15 protein-coding genes are annotated in these 15,269 nt (G+C 64.0%); 6 read left to right on the top strand and 9 right to left on the bottom strand.

The window, feature by feature from the left end:
- Positions 1 to 20: 20 nt before the first annotated feature.
- From ACX5I4_RS05130 to ACX5I4_RS05110, 5 genes are all read right to left on the bottom strand, one after another.
- A complete protein-coding gene (locus ACX5I4_RS05130) occupies positions 21 to 851 on the bottom strand; it encodes a DUF2182 domain-containing protein (RefSeq protein ID WP_461835712.1) in 831 nt (276 codons plus the stop codon).
- Entirely contained in the window at positions 848 to 1,453 is a 606-nt protein-coding gene (locus tag ACX5I4_RS05125; protein WP_461838653.1) for a DUF1326 domain-containing protein, read from the bottom strand. The genes ACX5I4_RS05130 and ACX5I4_RS05125 overlap by 4 nt, the downstream gene beginning before the upstream one ends.
- A gap of 145 nt (positions 1,454 to 1,598) precedes the next feature.
- The gene (locus ACX5I4_RS05120; protein ID WP_461835711.1) at positions 1,599 to 2,966 is read right to left on the bottom strand and encodes an MFS transporter; all 1,368 of its coding nucleotides are present in this window, start codon (positions 2,964 to 2,966) and stop codon (positions 1,599 to 1,601) included.
- Positions 2,967 to 3,037: 71 nt separating this feature from the next.
- Entirely contained in the window at positions 3,038 to 3,955 is a 918-nt protein-coding gene (locus ACX5I4_RS05115; protein ID WP_461835710.1) for a hypothetical protein, read from the bottom strand.
- Between the two features lie 256 nt (positions 3,956 to 4,211).
- Positions 4,212 to 4,760, bottom strand: a complete 549-nt coding sequence (locus tag ACX5I4_RS05110) for a TetR/AcrR family transcriptional regulator (RefSeq protein ID WP_461835709.1) — start codon at positions 4,758 to 4,760, stop codon at positions 4,212 to 4,214.
- Positions 4,761 to 4,891: 131 nt separating this feature from the next.
- On the opposite strand from ACX5I4_RS05110, the gene ACX5I4_RS05105 reads away from it, so the two are divergent.
- Together ACX5I4_RS05105 and ACX5I4_RS05100 are read left to right on the top strand one after the other, a co-directional pair.
- Positions 4,892 to 6,313 carry an MFS transporter gene (locus ACX5I4_RS05105; protein ID WP_461835708.1) on the top strand — a complete coding sequence of 474 codons (1,422 nt, stop codon included), beginning with the start codon at positions 4,892 to 4,894 and terminating at the stop codon, positions 6,311 to 6,313.
- A gap of 82 nt (positions 6,314 to 6,395) precedes the next feature.
- The gene (locus ACX5I4_RS05100; protein ID WP_461835707.1) at positions 6,396 to 6,668 is read left to right on the top strand and encodes a hypothetical protein; all 273 of its coding nucleotides are present in this window, start codon (positions 6,396 to 6,398) and stop codon (positions 6,666 to 6,668) included.
- Here ACX5I4_RS05100 and ACX5I4_RS05095 read toward each other — a convergent pair.
- Positions 6,665 to 7,174 (bottom strand): mycothiol transferase, encoded by a 510-nt coding sequence (locus ACX5I4_RS05095; protein WP_461835706.1) that lies wholly within the window; start codon positions 7,172 to 7,174, stop codon positions 6,665 to 6,667. The two genes, ACX5I4_RS05100 and ACX5I4_RS05095, sit on opposite strands and share 4 nt — an antisense overlap.
- A gap of 109 nt (positions 7,175 to 7,283) precedes the next feature.
- Between ACX5I4_RS05095 and ACX5I4_RS05090 the strand changes: the two genes are divergently transcribed.
- Both ACX5I4_RS05090 and ACX5I4_RS05085 read left to right on the top strand, forming a co-directional pair.
- Complete coding sequence (locus tag ACX5I4_RS05090) at positions 7,284 to 8,990, top strand: HNH endonuclease signature motif containing protein (RefSeq protein ID WP_461835705.1); 1,707 nt, start codon at positions 7,284 to 7,286, stop codon at positions 8,988 to 8,990.
- A gap of 62 nt (positions 8,991 to 9,052) precedes the next feature.
- The gene (locus tag ACX5I4_RS05085) at positions 9,053 to 9,808 is read left to right on the top strand and encodes an ArsR/SmtB family transcription factor (protein WP_461838652.1); all 756 of its coding nucleotides are present in this window, start codon (positions 9,053 to 9,055) and stop codon (positions 9,806 to 9,808) included.
- Positions 9,809 to 9,861: 53 nt separating this feature from the next.
- Here ACX5I4_RS05085 and ACX5I4_RS05080 read toward each other — a convergent pair whose 3' ends face one another.
- The 3 genes from ACX5I4_RS05080 to ACX5I4_RS05070 form a co-directional block, all read right to left on the bottom strand.
- Positions 9,862 to 10,215: a GNAT family N-acetyltransferase gene (locus tag ACX5I4_RS05080; protein WP_461835704.1), complete on the bottom strand. Its 354-nt coding sequence runs from the start codon at positions 10,213 to 10,215 to the stop codon at positions 9,862 to 9,864.
- 120 nt (positions 10,216 to 10,335) lie between these two features.
- Positions 10,336 to 10,848, bottom strand: coding sequence for a hypothetical protein (locus tag ACX5I4_RS05075; protein WP_461835703.1), 513 nt, complete (start codon positions 10,846 to 10,848; stop codon positions 10,336 to 10,338).
- 206 nt (positions 10,849 to 11,054) lie between these two features.
- Positions 11,055 to 11,864: a pullulanase X25 domain-containing protein gene (locus tag ACX5I4_RS05070; protein WP_461835702.1), complete on the bottom strand. Its 810-nt coding sequence runs from the start codon at positions 11,862 to 11,864 to the stop codon at positions 11,055 to 11,057.
- A 982-nt stretch (positions 11,865 to 12,846) separates the two neighbouring features.
- On the opposite strand from ACX5I4_RS05070, the gene ACX5I4_RS05065 reads away from it, so the two are divergent.
- Both ACX5I4_RS05065 and ACX5I4_RS05060 read left to right on the top strand, forming a co-directional pair.
- On the top strand, positions 12,847 to 13,545 hold the full coding sequence (locus ACX5I4_RS05065) for an amidohydrolase family protein (protein WP_461835701.1): 699 nt from the start codon (positions 12,847 to 12,849) through the stop codon (positions 13,543 to 13,545).
- Between the two features lie 81 nt (positions 13,546 to 13,626).
- Entirely contained in the window at positions 13,627 to 15,267 is a 1,641-nt protein-coding gene (locus ACX5I4_RS05060) for an ABC transporter substrate-binding protein (RefSeq protein ID WP_461835700.1), read from the top strand.
- The last annotated feature ends 2 nt before the right edge of the window (positions 15,268 to 15,269 follow it).

Raw genomic sequence — 15,269 nt, 5'->3', positions numbered from 1 at the left:
CCCATTTTTCTCCCCCGCACTTACATCCCAACTCCAAGCACCATCCCCGGCGCGAAGGCGACGGCCACCGCGATCAGACCCAGCGCCACCGCTACTGAGCGGTTAGCGAACCGTTTCCACGGGAGCATCTTCTCGAGCGCAATGAACGCCCCGACCACAGCCATCCAACCGACGCTCATCACGCCGAGCGCGAAGAGTGCCACCATCAACGCCCAACAGCAGGCGACGCACCATGCACCGTGCTCGAGTCCAAGGCGCAGCGCACCGATGGGCCCGTAGCGGATGCGGCGCAGGATGAAGTCCATGGGCGTACGGCATTTCATGAGTGACACGTTCTTGGCCGGCGTGAGCTGGTAGACAGCCGCCGCAAAGATCACCCCCGCAGCCAGGTAGCGGCCTCCTGGATCCGACGAAAACAAACCGGGGACGATCGCCGCCACCCCTGTGTAGAGCGCGTAGGCGGCGAGGCCGAAGATGGTCCACGAGATCAGGTAGCCGGCAACGAACACGGCCGTAGACCCCGATGGAGCGTAACGTCCGGTTTCGCGGCGGTGCTCGGTGATCCGGGCGTAAGCAACCACCATGGGCGCCACCGACGGAAACATCATCGCCGCCAGCATCACAACCCAGGTGGTCAAGAAGAAGCCCAGGGGCCCCGGGTCTGTCCAACGCCCCATGTCCATCCCGGACATTTGCACGGCCGAAACGATCCAGCTCACCGCTGCGAGGACCAGCAGCACCGCAACCAAGCTGGCCTCGCGCAGATCAACACGGAAAACTGTGGCGCGCGCGGTGGAGCCCGCCACAGTTCCCGGGATCAACCTTCTGCGCGGCACGTGCCCGGCAGTCATACCCGGCCCTTGGGGGCGCCTTCGGCCATCTCGCTTGCGTAGGCGAATTCCCCGCTCTCGCCGTAGATCCCGTCGAAGTCCAGGCCGAAGAGATCCGAGTGCCCGGGCGCCTTGCCGATCATGTAGTCGGCAGCGAAGGCGTACATGGCGTTCTTGACGGTGGTGACACCGCCACCCGGTCCGGGCAGCGTCTCAAGGGTGAAGTTCACACGGTCTCCCACTGTGCCGGACGGGCCTTCGCCATCCGAGAAGGTGACCTTGGCTCTCTCTACGCCCAGCCATTCGCCGTACAACGCCGCCAGGTCCCCGAACGGGCCGCCAACCTCGCCATGCAGGATGCTTTCGAGGGCGGTCGCCTGCCCGTCCGATGCGCCTTCATCTAGGACGACTCCAATCTTCCAACCGCCCGCGGTGAGGTTAGACGGGAAGAAGTTGACGAAGGCGAAGTCGACACCCGAAAGATCGGTGTCATCGAGCTTCCCGGCCGCAACATGGAACACAGCAACACCACGGCACTCGCCGTTCGTACTGTTGGGCCTGCCGTCCACCGGGCACGGACAGATCAAAGCGCAACTACAGTTGGCTACATATTTTCCGGACATTTCCCAAGACATTGAGGACTCTCCTCGCTAGTTCATTCGACTAGCGGAGCTCCCCCAGAGGCAGCGCCGAAAACACTCACAACGAGACCACGAACCTCGTAAAGCCGAGATTATTCCCGCCCCATGGGGGTGTCAATAAGGTTTGCTAACCCACTGCCCCCGGCTTCCGCCATGCCACCGCCAACGCGAACACCACCACGCTCAGACCGAGCATGACCAACACCATGAGCCCCCAATTCGGCTGGTTCACGCCGGACCCATAGAGCACGCCAATAAGCACCGTCGCCGTGATCGCCCCGAGGTAGCGGCAGGTCTGGAAGATCCCGGCAGCCACTCCCCTGTCCTCCGGCCGCGCGGATACGTACAGGCCCTGGTTCGAAGCCGTGCTGACCACGCCATACGGCACACCCATGAGCGCCGTGAGCACCAGCACCAGCGGCGGCCAGAAAGACAAAGTCAGGAGCCCCAGCGCACCCGCCGCCAGTGCCAAAAGCACGACGCCGGTGATCATCACGGAACGCACGCCGAACCGCTCAATGAACCGCACCGTAACTGGCGTCATGAAAACTGACATGGCAGCCAGGGGCAGCATCAGCAGGCCGACCACGCCGGCGTCGTACTTTCCAGCCTGCTGCAGCAACTGCGGAAGGCCGAAAAACGCAAAGTAGTAGACCGCGCTGAACACCGCGAACCCCAAGTACAACAGCAGCAGCGGCCGGTTCCGGCCGAGCAGCCGCAAGTCCAGGAACGGCGGGCTGAACCGCAACTCGCGCCACGCAAACATCCCCGCCAGGACCAGCGCGACGGCGATGAACCACCAGCGGTAGGCCGGCATCACGTTGAGCAGGGCCATCATCGCCAGCGTGAGCGAGGCGATGAAAGCCAGGATGCCTGGAATGTCCGAATCGCGCAGGAGGACGGAGAGCTTGCCGCTCTCGCGTCCGACGTCGGGCGGCGCCACCCGCCACACCACAATCAGGGCAAGAAGCGAGATCGGCACGTTGATCGCGAACAGCGCCTGCCAGCCGACGAGGCTCACCAGAAGGCCGCCGACAACGGGCCCCACCGCAGCCGCCGACGTGTTCGCCATCTGGATGCGCCCCAAAGGGCGGGTAGAGCTGATGTTCGCCTGCCGGCTAAGTGCCGAGACCATGACGACGGCGCACGGGTACGCCGTCGCGGTCCCCACCGCCATGAGCGCCCGGGCCACGCAGACCAGCGCGAAGTTCGGTGAGAACGGCGCGAGCGCACAGGCAATGGCCACCACCGCCATGCCGAAAGTAAACAATCTCCGCGGACCGAAACGGTCGGCGAGCCTGCCCATGAGCGGCTGGCCCGCGGCCGAGGCGAGGTAGAAGGACGTGATCACCCAGGTGACCGTGGCGACGTCGAGCGCGAAGTCCTCGCGCAGCACCACCAGCGCCACCGCGATCATCGACGAGTTCAGCGGATTCAAAGCTGTCCCTAGACTGAGCGCAGCGATCGCTAGGCCGGGGCGGGGTTTGTTGGTCACGCCCCTAAGTCTGGTCCATGGTTGCCTCGGGTTACGAAACGCGACGCAACACGGGCGTCACTGGAGCCGCATCAGCCCTGTGGCTGCAGCCGCAGCGGCTTCCGCTTTCCGCTCGCGTCTGTAGTCAAAGTCGGGACGGGAGGCTTCGGCGGGGCCACTACCGGAGCAGGTGGCGGGGGCGGTGGCGGCGCGGGCGGAATGCAGGAGTAGTTGTAGTCGAAGTCCGTGGTGAATTGGGTGAGTGCGACCACACCACCGGCCGTCAGCGGAGGAGCAGAGCAGAGTTCCACTGCCGTCTCGGTTGACGTTGCGCCTGCAAGCCAGCTCTTCAAGCCGTTCAGCCTGCTGCCTGGCAAAAGCTGACCGGTAATGATTCCGAACTGGTACGAGGTGGAATATATGCCCACCTGGGCGCCGATGCTTTGCAGGTACGCGGTCATGCCTTCGAGGTCCGCCTCGTTGGCAACTTGGTCCCAGGACCAGGCGTTCCCCGTCTCCACGTCCAGCCACCACAAGCGCTTGGCAGGGTCGCTGACACCGCTATAGTTCACGTCGTTATAGGCCATGACGTAACCGTAGATGTAAGCGCAGGCCGCGGTTGCGCTCCCGTTGCAGAGCCCGTAAGGATTGGCAACGTCCGCACCCCCGACCACGTTGGATGCCGGCCACCACGCGGACCCAGATTCCACGGGATTGGCGGTATTGACATACAACGCGGCCGGGGGTTGGCTTGTCCCGCCCGTCGAACCGGCAGCCCACTGAAGCTGCTCGGCCAGGCAGGGGTTTGCATTGTCCGGCCGCCCGCCGTTCACACCGACGATCCCGAACGCCTGCCCGGCAGGAAGTCCGCCGCCGCATTGGGGCCAGGATATGTCGTTGCCCAAAACGATGCCCGACGCCTCCATGGGTGCGGCGTTCGCGGCGGAGAGCGATGTGGCTGTCCCAGCAAGAAGAAGACATGCGAGGGCCATGAGTTTTGCAGTTTTCATGATGTGCATCCTCGGCAGGGTCAGGACCCAGACGGGTTGGTACTGCCGCACATTGCTTCCAGAAGCAATGGCAGTGAGCCTCTTTTCGGCTCACTTTGGATGCTACGGAGCCGTTTCCGGGCAGCCGTGAGTGATTCCTACTGGACTTAGTTAACGAGTTTGCGAGTAAGTGATGGTTTGCACTTGGAGTACAGCCCAGATGTGGCAGTACTCAGCGCCGCGCCAGTGCCGGAGCGTCAGGAAGCGAGCAGTGCAGTCAGGAAGCGAGCAGTCCGTCCGCGACGATCGCGAGCATCGAGGCTGCCGCATCAGCGGGAAGCTCGCTGTTGTCAACGACGGCGGCCACGCCGCCAACCAGCCGACTGATTTGCATTGCTTCGACCCCCGGGCGCAAGGCAGAGTCCAATGCGTCAATCATGCGCTGGTTGGCGCCGAGGTAGGTCTGGCACTTCGCCGCAAACGGGGACCCTGCGTCGCCCATTGCGGCGGTGATCCGGGCGGCCGCACCCTTGTGCTCTGTCAGCATCGCGGCATAGTCAGTCAACCAAGTCACCAGCTGCTCCCGTGCGGGGGCGTCAAGGGCAAGCGCCCGTTCGACGGCGGCGTTGACCTTTTCTGCCCATGCCTCCAGGACCGCGTCGTACAGGGACTCTTTGGTCGGGAAATGCCTGTAGAGCGTGCCGGGGCCAACCTCGGCCGCCTTGGCAATTTCATCCATCGAAACAGCCTCGAAGCCTTTGACGCGGAAGAGGGCGCGCGCAACCTCCACGATCCGATCGCGGTTGCGTTGAGCGTCAGCGCGCACAGAAACCAGCCCTTCCAAAAACAGCCAAAATAAAACAGTTGCAAACCGGAGAGTGTCTCCGTATAGTTCTAAGCGGAGCATCTCTCCTCTTAGTGTACGTCAGCCCCTCGGCTAGAACAGGACACAATCTCATGACACCCACAATCGCCACACGCGCACCCGCCGGGATCGCCCGGGTAAGCGGTGGTCCGCGCGGCCGCGCCGGCAGCATCGGCCTCTGGCTGGTCATGCTGGCCCAACTCATGCTTGTCCTCGACGCGACGGTCGTGAACGTTGCGCTCCCACACATCGCCACCGATCTCCACTTCGACCGGGCCGAACTCAGCTGGGTCTTGAACGGCTACGCCGTTGCCTTTGGCGGCCTCCTGCTGCTCGGCGGACGGATCGGAGACGTCTTCGGCCGTCGCCGCACCTTCCTGGTGGGCGTCGCAGCCTTCACGCTCTTCTCACTGCTCGGCGGCCTGGCCACCTCGCCCCTTCTCCTCGTCATCGCGCGCGCACTGCAAGGTCTCGGTGCCGCGTTCGCCGCGCCAAGCGTGCTCGCGCTCATCACCACGAGCGCACGGGACGACGGCGCGCGGAACCGAGCGCTCGCATTGTTCTCCGCGATCGCCTCAATGGGTGGCGCGCTCGGGCTCATCCTCGGCGGCTTGCTCACCGATACCACCAGCTGGCGGTGGACCCTCTTTATTAACGTGCCGATCGGCGTCGTGGTCCTCATTGCAGTGCCGCGCCTCGTCGCCGAAACTCCCCGGAGGCCCGGCCGTTTCGACATCCTCGGAGCGGTGACCGCGACGGGCGGCGCCGTCGCCATCGTGTGGGGTCTCATCCAAGCGGGCGACGTCGGCTGGTCCAGCCCGCGGACCATCGGCGGCCTCGTGGTCGGCGCCGCTCTGATCGCAGTGCTTGCCATCACCGAGCGGAGGGTGGCCCACCCGTTGCTCCGACCGCAGCTGCTACGCAGCCCGAGCCGAGTAGCGGCGCTGGCGGCGATGGCGGCCACCTACGGCGGGATGCTGGCGATGTTCTTCCTCATGGTCCAGTACCTCGAAGACGATCTACACCTCACGCCCATGGTGACAGGCCTGGCGTTCCTGCCGATGCCGCTGAGCATCTTCGCGATGTCGCGGATCGTCCCGCGGCTACTCGAGCGCTTCGGGGCGGTCCCGCTCGTCATCTTCGGAACCGCCCTTCGCGTCGTCGCCTTCCTGCCGCTCACGCAGCTGAACGCGGACACTCCGTTCGCTCTTGTTGTGCTTGCCCTTCTCGGTACAGGAGTCTCCGCTGGAATGACGTTCATGCCGCTCACGACGCTCGCGCTACGCAACGTCGAACCCGAGCACGCAGGGTCCGCCTCCGGGCTTTTCCAGACAATGCAGCAACTCGGCGGCGCCGTGGGCCTGGCCATCGTGGCTTCGACCTACGCGGCCTTCGCCATCCCCGGCGACTTCCTGACCGGCGGGAGGGCCGGGTTCTGGTCCGCGACTGTCCTCTCCGCGCTCGCGCTGGCAGCCGTCGTCGGGCTGGTCTTCAAGGCACGGAAGGTCGCCTGACTCCGGTACGCGCTCCCTGACCAGGCGCCCTTCCTGACGGGCGCCCTTCCTGGCGGGCTGCCCCGCATGGCAGACTTCGGCCATGAGTATCGAGCACTGGTGGCCGAAGCTGAAGCCCTCCACCCAGAAGTGGCTGATCGAGAACAATGGCGACGCGGTTCCCCATGACCTGGTTACAGAGATCACCCAGGCCGGCGGGCCGGCCACTTCCGATACATGGTGGGCTAGCCAGAACGGGCCCGCGGGGTTTTATTTCCCGGACGAAGCGGTCGACTGGATTGAGGCAGTAGCGAACGGCGAGGACCCCGAGAACGGCGAGGAGCCGGCGAACGGCGAGGAGCCCGAGCGGCCCTAGCCGTTCGCGGGCTTCAGCCCCTTGGCGTACGCCGCCTGCCCCACATGCTGAAGGCAATCCGCAATCGTGCTGACCAATCGCACGCCGAGAGTGACGGGCGGGTCCCAGCGGGTGTCGACGATGCGATCGAGGTCCCCATCGCCGAGAGTTTCCAGGAACGCCACCGTCTGCCGGTGGACGGCGGCGTAGTATTCGAGCAACAGCTCCGGAGGGGCCTGCACCACGTTGACTTTGTCGCTCGTGTGGCCGTAACCGGTGTCGCGTTCGGGCAGCGGCAGCTTGAAGCGGCCGGCAAACTCCTGCGAAGTCCAGACCTGTTCCACGCCGGCAGCGGAGGCGAGCTGAAAGTCCTCCACCCTGCTGAGGTGCCAGATCAGCCACGCGATCGAGTTTCCGCTCCCTGAGGGCCTGCGGACTAAAGACTCGTCGTCCACCCCCTCAAGCGTTGCGGCCACTGTGTCACGGATCCGGCCGAAGGCATCCAGCAGCAGTTCGTTGGATTTCATTGCGTCCTTTCACTGTGCTCTTCGCTGAGACGCTACGAAGTCCAATGCCTCGACGTCGATTGGCGGCGCGAGGGCCTTAAATGTCAGAGCCTCGTGACAGGGTTTATTCATGGAAGGCATCGGTCAACTCGTGGCACCTTGGGCAGCCCCGCCCGCTGGCGGGATTGCGGCGCTGGGACGTCTTTCCCGCCGCCTGAAGCCCGTTCCTGCCCGGCATGCCCAGTTCCAAAGCCCTTTCCAGTTCCAAAACCCTGCCCAGCTCCGAAACCCGGCCGCCGCGCCGTCCCCCGCGGGTGGCCTTGATCAGGCGGTGGCGGCCATGGATGCGCTGCGCTCAACCGCCGTCGCCGACGCCCGCTCGTTCGATTTCCCCGATGCCGCGGATTTCGCCGGCACGGTCGAAGAGATCTCCCGGACGGTGGAGTTTCTGCAGCTCGTCGCGGCCCAGGCCGTGGAACGGACGCGCAGCGAAGCCCAGGCCGCACGGCAGCCGTCCGCGGGGCCGGGGTGGAGGACGGGCTGGACCGAGTCCACGCCAGCCGAGCCCGCGGCAACGGCATCCGGCCCGGACGTTCCGGAGGCCCCCGCCGTCCCGGCCCCGGCTCCTGCCGCCAGCGCTACGGAAGCAGCCGGCGCGGTCGACGACGGGTACCGGAACGCGGCCGAATTCCTGCGGGCCAGGCTGCGGATCGGCATCGGCGAAGCCCGGCGCCGGCTGACCCTGGCCGCCGGAGTACTCCCGCAGACCGGAATCGCCGGACAAGACCTACCTGTACGCCACGAAGTCCTCGCCGCGGCCCTGTCCTCGGCGGGCGTGCCGTCCCGTTCGGCCACGGTGATCAGCGTCGCCCTGGATCAGGTACGGCACATCGCCGATAAGGACACGGTCCTGCGGATGGAACATTCCCTCACCCGAACCGCAATTGAGAGCGATCCCGATTTCGTGTCCCGGATGGCCAAGCGCTGGGTCGACGCGATCGACCAGGACGGAGCCGAACCCGGCGAGGAGGAACTGCGCCACCGCCAGGGTGCGTTCATCCGCAAACCCCGCCGCGGCCTGCATCACCTGGAAATCTTCGCCACCGCGGAACAATTCGAAACCCTCGCCACCGTCATGAACACCGCCACCAACCCCCGTCTCCAGCACGACACGCACGGCGCCGACCCTGCTGACGACGGCGGCGGCGGCGCTCACCCCTCCCTGGATCGCCGCTCGCGGGCGCAGAAGCTGCTCGACGGGCTCATCGGCGCCTGCGGAATGGCCCTGTCCACCGGTGAACTGCCCGCCACGGGTGGCCTCCGGCCGCAGGTGATGGTGACCATCGACTACCGAGACCTGCTGGACCGCGTCGAACACCACGCCCCCACTACCGCGAATCCTCGTCCGAGCACCGCTGCCTCCACGTTCCAGGGTCCGATCCACCCCTCGGTCATCCGCAAGATCGCCTGCGACGCGGACATCATCCCCGTCCTGCTCGGCAGCGACAGCCGCGTCCTGGACATCGGCCGCACCACCAGGGTCTTCCCGCCCCACATCCGCAAAGCCATCACCGCCCGCGACCAAGGCTGCGCCTTCCCCGACTGCACCATCCCCGCACCCTGGTGCGAAGCCCACCACATCACCTACTGGTCCCACGGCGGCACCACCGGAACCGACAACGGCACCTTATTGTGCAGCCACCACCACCACGTCATCCACAAAGAACACTGGACCATCACCATGGAAACCGGCACCGCATGGTTCAAACCCCCACCCCACGTCGATCCCCGCCAAACACCCAGACGCAACCACCACTTCAGACCCACCCGGACATAAACCCGCGGAGTTGGGCCATGAAACCGTTGACATGTGACTAAATGGTCACCTATTCTGAATCCATGGACGCCGTCTTCAAGGCACTCTCCGACCCCACCCGCAGGGACCTGCTCGATGAGCTCTTCCGCGAGGACGGGCAAACACTGAGCGCGCTTGAAGGACGGTTCGATATGACCCGTTTCGGGATCATGAAGCACCTCAAGATCCTTGAGGAGGCCGGGCTGGTTGTGACCCGCCGTCGTGGTCGCGAAAAGCTCCATTTCCTGAATCCGGTACCCATCAGGCTCGTCCACGACCGCTGGGTGAGCAAATATGCAGAACCATGGGCCGCTGCGTTGAGCGACCTCAAAACCAGATTGGAAAGTCCCGTGGAAAAGATCTTCGAAATCTACATCAAGACCACTCCGGAACGGCTTTGGGAAGCCATTACGGACAGCGACATCCGCAGCAAGTACCAGTTCGGCAACACCCATACCGCGGACTGGACACCCGGCGGCCACTACGAGATGCACAACCCCAAGGCCAACGGAATGGTCCTGGGCGAAGGCGAAAACCTGGAGGTCGATCCCCCGCGCCGGCTCGTCCAGACCATGCGCGCACTCTGGGGCGAGGACGTCAAAGCCGAGGGCACCTCGCGCATCACCTGGGAGATCGAACCGGTGGGCGATTCCTGCCACCTGACCGTCACCCACAGCGATCTGCGCGAAGGCGGCAACGACCAGATCTACGGCGGTTGGCCGATGATCCTCTCCGGCCTGAAGACCTGGCTGGAGACCGGTGAGGTTCTCACCACGCCGGGCTCGCTAATGTACGCCTAGGAGCGGACGACGGCGCTCCCGGGCGCGTCGCTAGGCCCTAGCCGCAGGAGCCACTAGGCCCTAGCAGCCGGAGCGAGAGCCGCGCTGAGGTACTCCAGGTGCGCGGGCGTCGGAGCAGTGGCGTCCGCCGCATATTCCGGGTGCTTGGTGAGGAACTTCTTGATAAAAGGACACACCGGCACAATGCGCAGTCCCTCGCCCACCGTTTCCTTGAGAGCCACTTCGGCGAGCCGCCCAGCAAGCCCTTGTCCGCCATACTCCTCGTTGATCACGGTGTGATAGAAAATCCGCTGCGGGGACCCGCCGTCGTCATACGTTTTGTACACGGCCTTGCCGATCACGCGGCCGCCAACGAGCACCTCAAAGCGCTCGCGGTCAACGTTGTGGCGGATGGTGACATCGGTCATCGTTAGCTCCTTGGTTGGGTCCCTCTTGACATACCCTAACCTCGGAGCCAGGGCGCTTTGTTCCCTGTGCAAGGTTGCAGACGCTCGTGCAGCCATCAACGGATCCGGCACCGAGGACTCCTAGATTCCGGGCTGGCCCGCTCTTTCCAACAATCCCGCATTAGTCCGGGACCACACGTTGTTCTGGGCGTCACGGAAAGCCAGACGCGTTACGCACCAGTTCTCCTTGCGCGTGATTGGCCGGGTGAAACCGGCCAAGGCGCTCGTGTGATCGGCCAAAGCCCAACCACTGCGGTCCTTGTGTGACTCCACAAAGTACTGCCCGGGCGGCAAAAGCCGGAGATTCAATGGCCGGAGTTTGCCCGGAACGTCCTGCGCTTCTAGGACAACGTCAAAAATCGGCGTGGTGGAACCATTGTTCACCACTACCCCGTAGGCCAACACGCCCCCATCCGAACCGACGTGGGACGCGCTCCACGCTGCTACCTTGCCCGCTTGGGCCTTGAGCTTTTCTTCGTCGGCTTTCAGGTCTCGGTCCCGCTCAATTTTGTGAACACGTGCCGCCGTCAAGGCCGCCCACGCAGCCGCGATCAGCGCAAACAAGCTGCAAAACGCCGTAATCCATTCAGTCATGCGTATCCCCCAACGTGTAAGTAAATGCACCAGGAGGATTACGCACGGGCATGCGGCTTGTCCAGTCAAACGGCACGCCCCGTGGCGTTCCGAAACGAGAGGTGGAGGGTGACAGGTGGTAGGCGGCGCAAAATTTGGGCAAGGCAGAGCAACTCCAAGTTTTCTCCAAGTCCACATGTGGACTTGGAGAAAACTTGGCGGAACGGCTATGCCGTGACGATGTCCCGCGTGGCGTGGTCGTACGTGAAGGTGACCTTGCCGCCGTCGTGCTTCAGCTCGTGGTTGGCACCGTCACGCGCGCCGAACGCGCCGTAGTTCTCGTCCCACGAGCGGTTCAGTGCGATCTTGTACGTGTAGAAACCGGCAGGCAGCGTCGCGGCGAGGGTCCAGACCTTGCGACGGGCGTTGAACTTCATCTGCACCTCGTCGTACTGCGGGGCCCAGTCCTCCGGCGCGCCGAGAATCGTGTTGAAGTCACCAGCGATCGCGACGGCGGACGGCTGCTCGAGCTTCTCGACGGCGGCAGTTGCTTTGGGTGCGGCAGCTTTCTTGGGCGCTGCCTTGGCGGCAGGGGCCTTCGTTGCTGCGGCTTTGGCAGCAGGTGCCTTTTCCACTGCGGGAGCCTTCTTGGCAGCGGTCTTCTTGACGGGGGCTGTGGGAAGCGGAGTATCTGCCGGGACGGGGATGCCCTCAGTCAGCGCCGTGACGAACTCGTCCGGCTTGGCGAAAGCGACCGTGGCACGCAGGCCGTCGTCGGTGATGGTCCAGCCCGAACGGCCCTTGACGAGCCAGCCGGCCTTGACCAGCTTCGCGGTCTCCGTCGTCAGGCTCTTATGGCCGCGCGGAATGCCTCCACTGAGCAGCTCACTCTCACGCTCATCCAGCGGGACTCGGACAATCGCCTCTGCCAGGATCTCGCCGGCATTCAACGACTTCTCGGACCACGTTCCCTCAGCCAAGACGTCCAGGACGGTCTTGAGACGGGCACTGCTTTTTTCGACGGTGGACTTGGCCACTGGGTCTCCTTCAACGGCGAACATTCCTTCAGCAGTCTGCCAATGTTCTGTAAATTCTGGCGACTGTTCTGGGTAAACACCGTGTGTCGTGACCCACTATTACGCCCAAACAGCAACAAGTGATGGAGAGGTCTCGGGTACCGGACAGTAGCAAACGGTTGGAGTATCCTCAATGGTCCTCGGAAGAGCATCAAAGGGTGATGCGCCCGCCGATCCCGGTGCGGCTGGAGCCGCCCGCATCACTGCGCCTGAAAATGATGCGGCTCGCTGACCAAATCCTGTCATTGGTATACCAAAACTGTTTGGGCCGCGCTTCATGACCCGCAGCGCTGGCGGCTCGCCAGCTAACGCGGCGCGTTGATTGTATCTATCATTCCTCTTGTTTTCAGGGTGACAACGCCTCGACTGGACTCAAACCATGCAGCGTTCGGCTGACACGCGGCTCGAAACAAAGTGATTTACATCTCAGGAAAATTGCCCTATTCTCACTTTGGTATACAAGAACGGGATGATTCATCAGCCCAGCGCCAGTCATCCGATTTCATCCGGAGCAGCCACGCCAGCCGGCCGACTCGAACAAAGGAGCCAAGGAATTGAGCAGGAACAACATTGAGCAAGGGGCGGATACCCTTGCGGCGCCGGGCCTTGTTGACGCGCACATTCATCCCGACAAATCGAGCTGGGGTGGACCGTGGCTGTCGAGGCGAGCGGCCAAAACCCTTGCTGAGTTCATCGCCAACGATCTGGCCACGCAACGCAGCTATATGCGAAACGTCGAAGAGCGTGCGTTCGCGCTCCTCAACAAGGCGCTCCAGAGCGGCACGCTCGCCCTACGGGCCCACGTTGACGTTTCAAGCGAACTCGGAACGTCAAACGTCGAAGGTGTTCGGGCAGCCGCTGATCGACTAGCACCGGACCTGACCGTGCAGATCGTGGCCTTCCCCAATTTGGTTTGCTCACGAACCCCGGCACCTTCGAAGCCATGGCTGCGGCTCTCGATGCAGGCGCAGATCTGGTTGGCGGCATCGATCCCCTGGGCCTCGAAGGAGACATCGACGGGCACCTCGCCGCTGTTTTCGGCCTCGCGGAGCGCAGAGGCTGTGACGTGGACATCCATTTGCACGACGACGGCGAGCCAGGCCTCGCCCAGATCCGGGAGATTGCACGGCGAACCAAAGCTGCCGGGATGCAGGGACGGGTCACGGTCAGCCACGCGTTCGCCCTTGCGGATTCCTGGCAGCCGACGCTGCGCTCCACGCTTGACCGGGTGGCCGAAGCGGAACTGTGGATCACCACATGTGCGCTAGGCAGCGACCCCGTGCCGGACCTCGATCTGCTCGCCAAGCACGGCGTCCAGGTTGCCGCCGGATCGGACGGAGTGCGGGATGCCTGGACCCCTTTCGGGACAGGCAGCATGGTCGACAGAGCGCACTTGCTCGCATACCGCACGGGCGCCTCGACCGACAAGGAGCTCGAGCGCTGCTACCAGATCGCCTCCACGGAAGGCGGCCGCATGCTAGGCATCCCCGAACTGGCTTCTTGGACGGGCAACTCCGCGGAGACACGTCTCGAATTCCGAGCAGAATCGATCGCGCAGCTCGTCGTCGACCGCCCCACACCCAGCCACGTGATTCGCAACGGACGGGACGTCCGCCAACTACTCGCGATAAGCCACCCTTAGCCCCTCCCTTCCCGGAGTGCCCCACCCATCACAGCCCCATCTGACACAGTACAAAATCTGACACAGTACAAAGGAGTTCCAGTGTCCAAACCCAAGTCCCTCGCGGGGGCAGCGTCCCTCGTTGCCGCTGCCTTGATTCTTAGCGCCTGCTCAGGGGGAAGCGGCGGCACAAATAACGGCGTTCAAGCCCTCAAGGCCGACCTCAACAACCTCGCAACCACCACAACCCCAGGGACCGAGCCGGTGGACAAGGTCAAGTGGAACCTGCCATATGAACCAATGTCGCTCGACCCCATGCACTCCTTTAACTATGCCGAGAACACGGTCATTGCGAACATGTGCGAGAGCCTGGTGCGGATGAAGCCCGATCTCTCTACCGAACCGGGACTCGCGGAGAGCGTCACGACCCCTAACGACACAACGGTCATCTATAAGATCCGCGCGGGAGTGAAGTTCTGGGACGGCAGCCCCCTCACTGCCGACGACGTCGCGTTCTCGATCCAGCGTCAGGTCGGCTCGTCGTCGACGTCGTACTTCGGCTTCTATTTCTCGAACGTGAGCTCGGTAGGAGTGACCGGGGACCGTGAGGTCACAGTGAAGCTGAAGTCGCCCGACGCACGATTCGGGCAGGCCATGGCGAGCGCCGCCGGAGCGATCGTCAAGCGGAGCGCGGTCGAGGCAGCAGGGGCCGATTTCGGCACTCCTAAGGGCGGCATCCAGTGCACGGGCCCGTTCTCGCTCGATGCGTGGCAGGCTGGCAAGTCGATCGAGCTGAAGAAGAACCCGAATTATTGGAATGCTCAGCTCATGCCCCACGCCGAGCGGGTCTCCTTCAGCTTCATCGCTGACGAGTCCACGGCGATCAACGCGCTCCGCAGCGGCGATGTGGACGGGCAGTTCTTCTACCTCCCGCCGACGGGCCTCTCCCAGCTCGCCAACAATGACAAGGTCACCACCACCTACGGCAAGTCGCTCGTGTTCTTTGCGCTGGCCGGCGCCTCCGAGGACGGCCCCTTCGCGGACCCTCGCGTGCGCCAGGCGATTCTCTCAGTGATCGACCGGAAAGCCATCGCCGACGTAGTCTTCCAAGGCGCGGCGATTCCGGCCGCGACCCTCGCCGGACCCGACTACTGGGCGAACGAAAAGGACACCTTCAAGCAGGCCGCCGACAAGTTCAGCACCGCCCCGGACATCGAAGCGGCCAAGAAGCTAGTCACCGCTGTGGGTCCCATCACGAAACCGATCGTCCTGGGCGTGCAGAGCAGCTCGGCGGTGCATGAGCAGACCGCCAACCTCATCCAGGCGGCGGCCGCCTCAATCGGGCTCAAGGTCGAGACGAAAGTCATTCCTGTCGAACAGTTCGGTAATCTCTACCGCGACCCCGCGGCGCGCAAGGGCCTCGACGGGTTCTTCACCACCTGGTACGGCAACTACTCCGACCCGATCGACATCTACCAGGTGTTCCGCAAGGGCGACCCCAACAACTTCAACAACTACACCGCGGCCGATGCCCTCGTGAACAAAGCCATCGGAACACTCGACAACGCTGAGCGGGCCAAGATCACGGTGCAGGCCCAAGAGCTCGTCACCCGCGACGCGGCGTGGCTCCCGCTCACCTACGAGCCCACAACGCTCGTCCAGAGCAAGCACATCTCCGGCGCGACGGCCTCCATCGGGTACCTCTACTTCCCCTGGGCAGCCACTATCGGCGGAGTGAAGTAGCC

The sequence above is a fragment of the Arthrobacter sp. MMS24-S77 genome, assembly GCF_054888235.1.
This window is presented reverse-complemented; position numbering and strand designations above follow the sequence as displayed.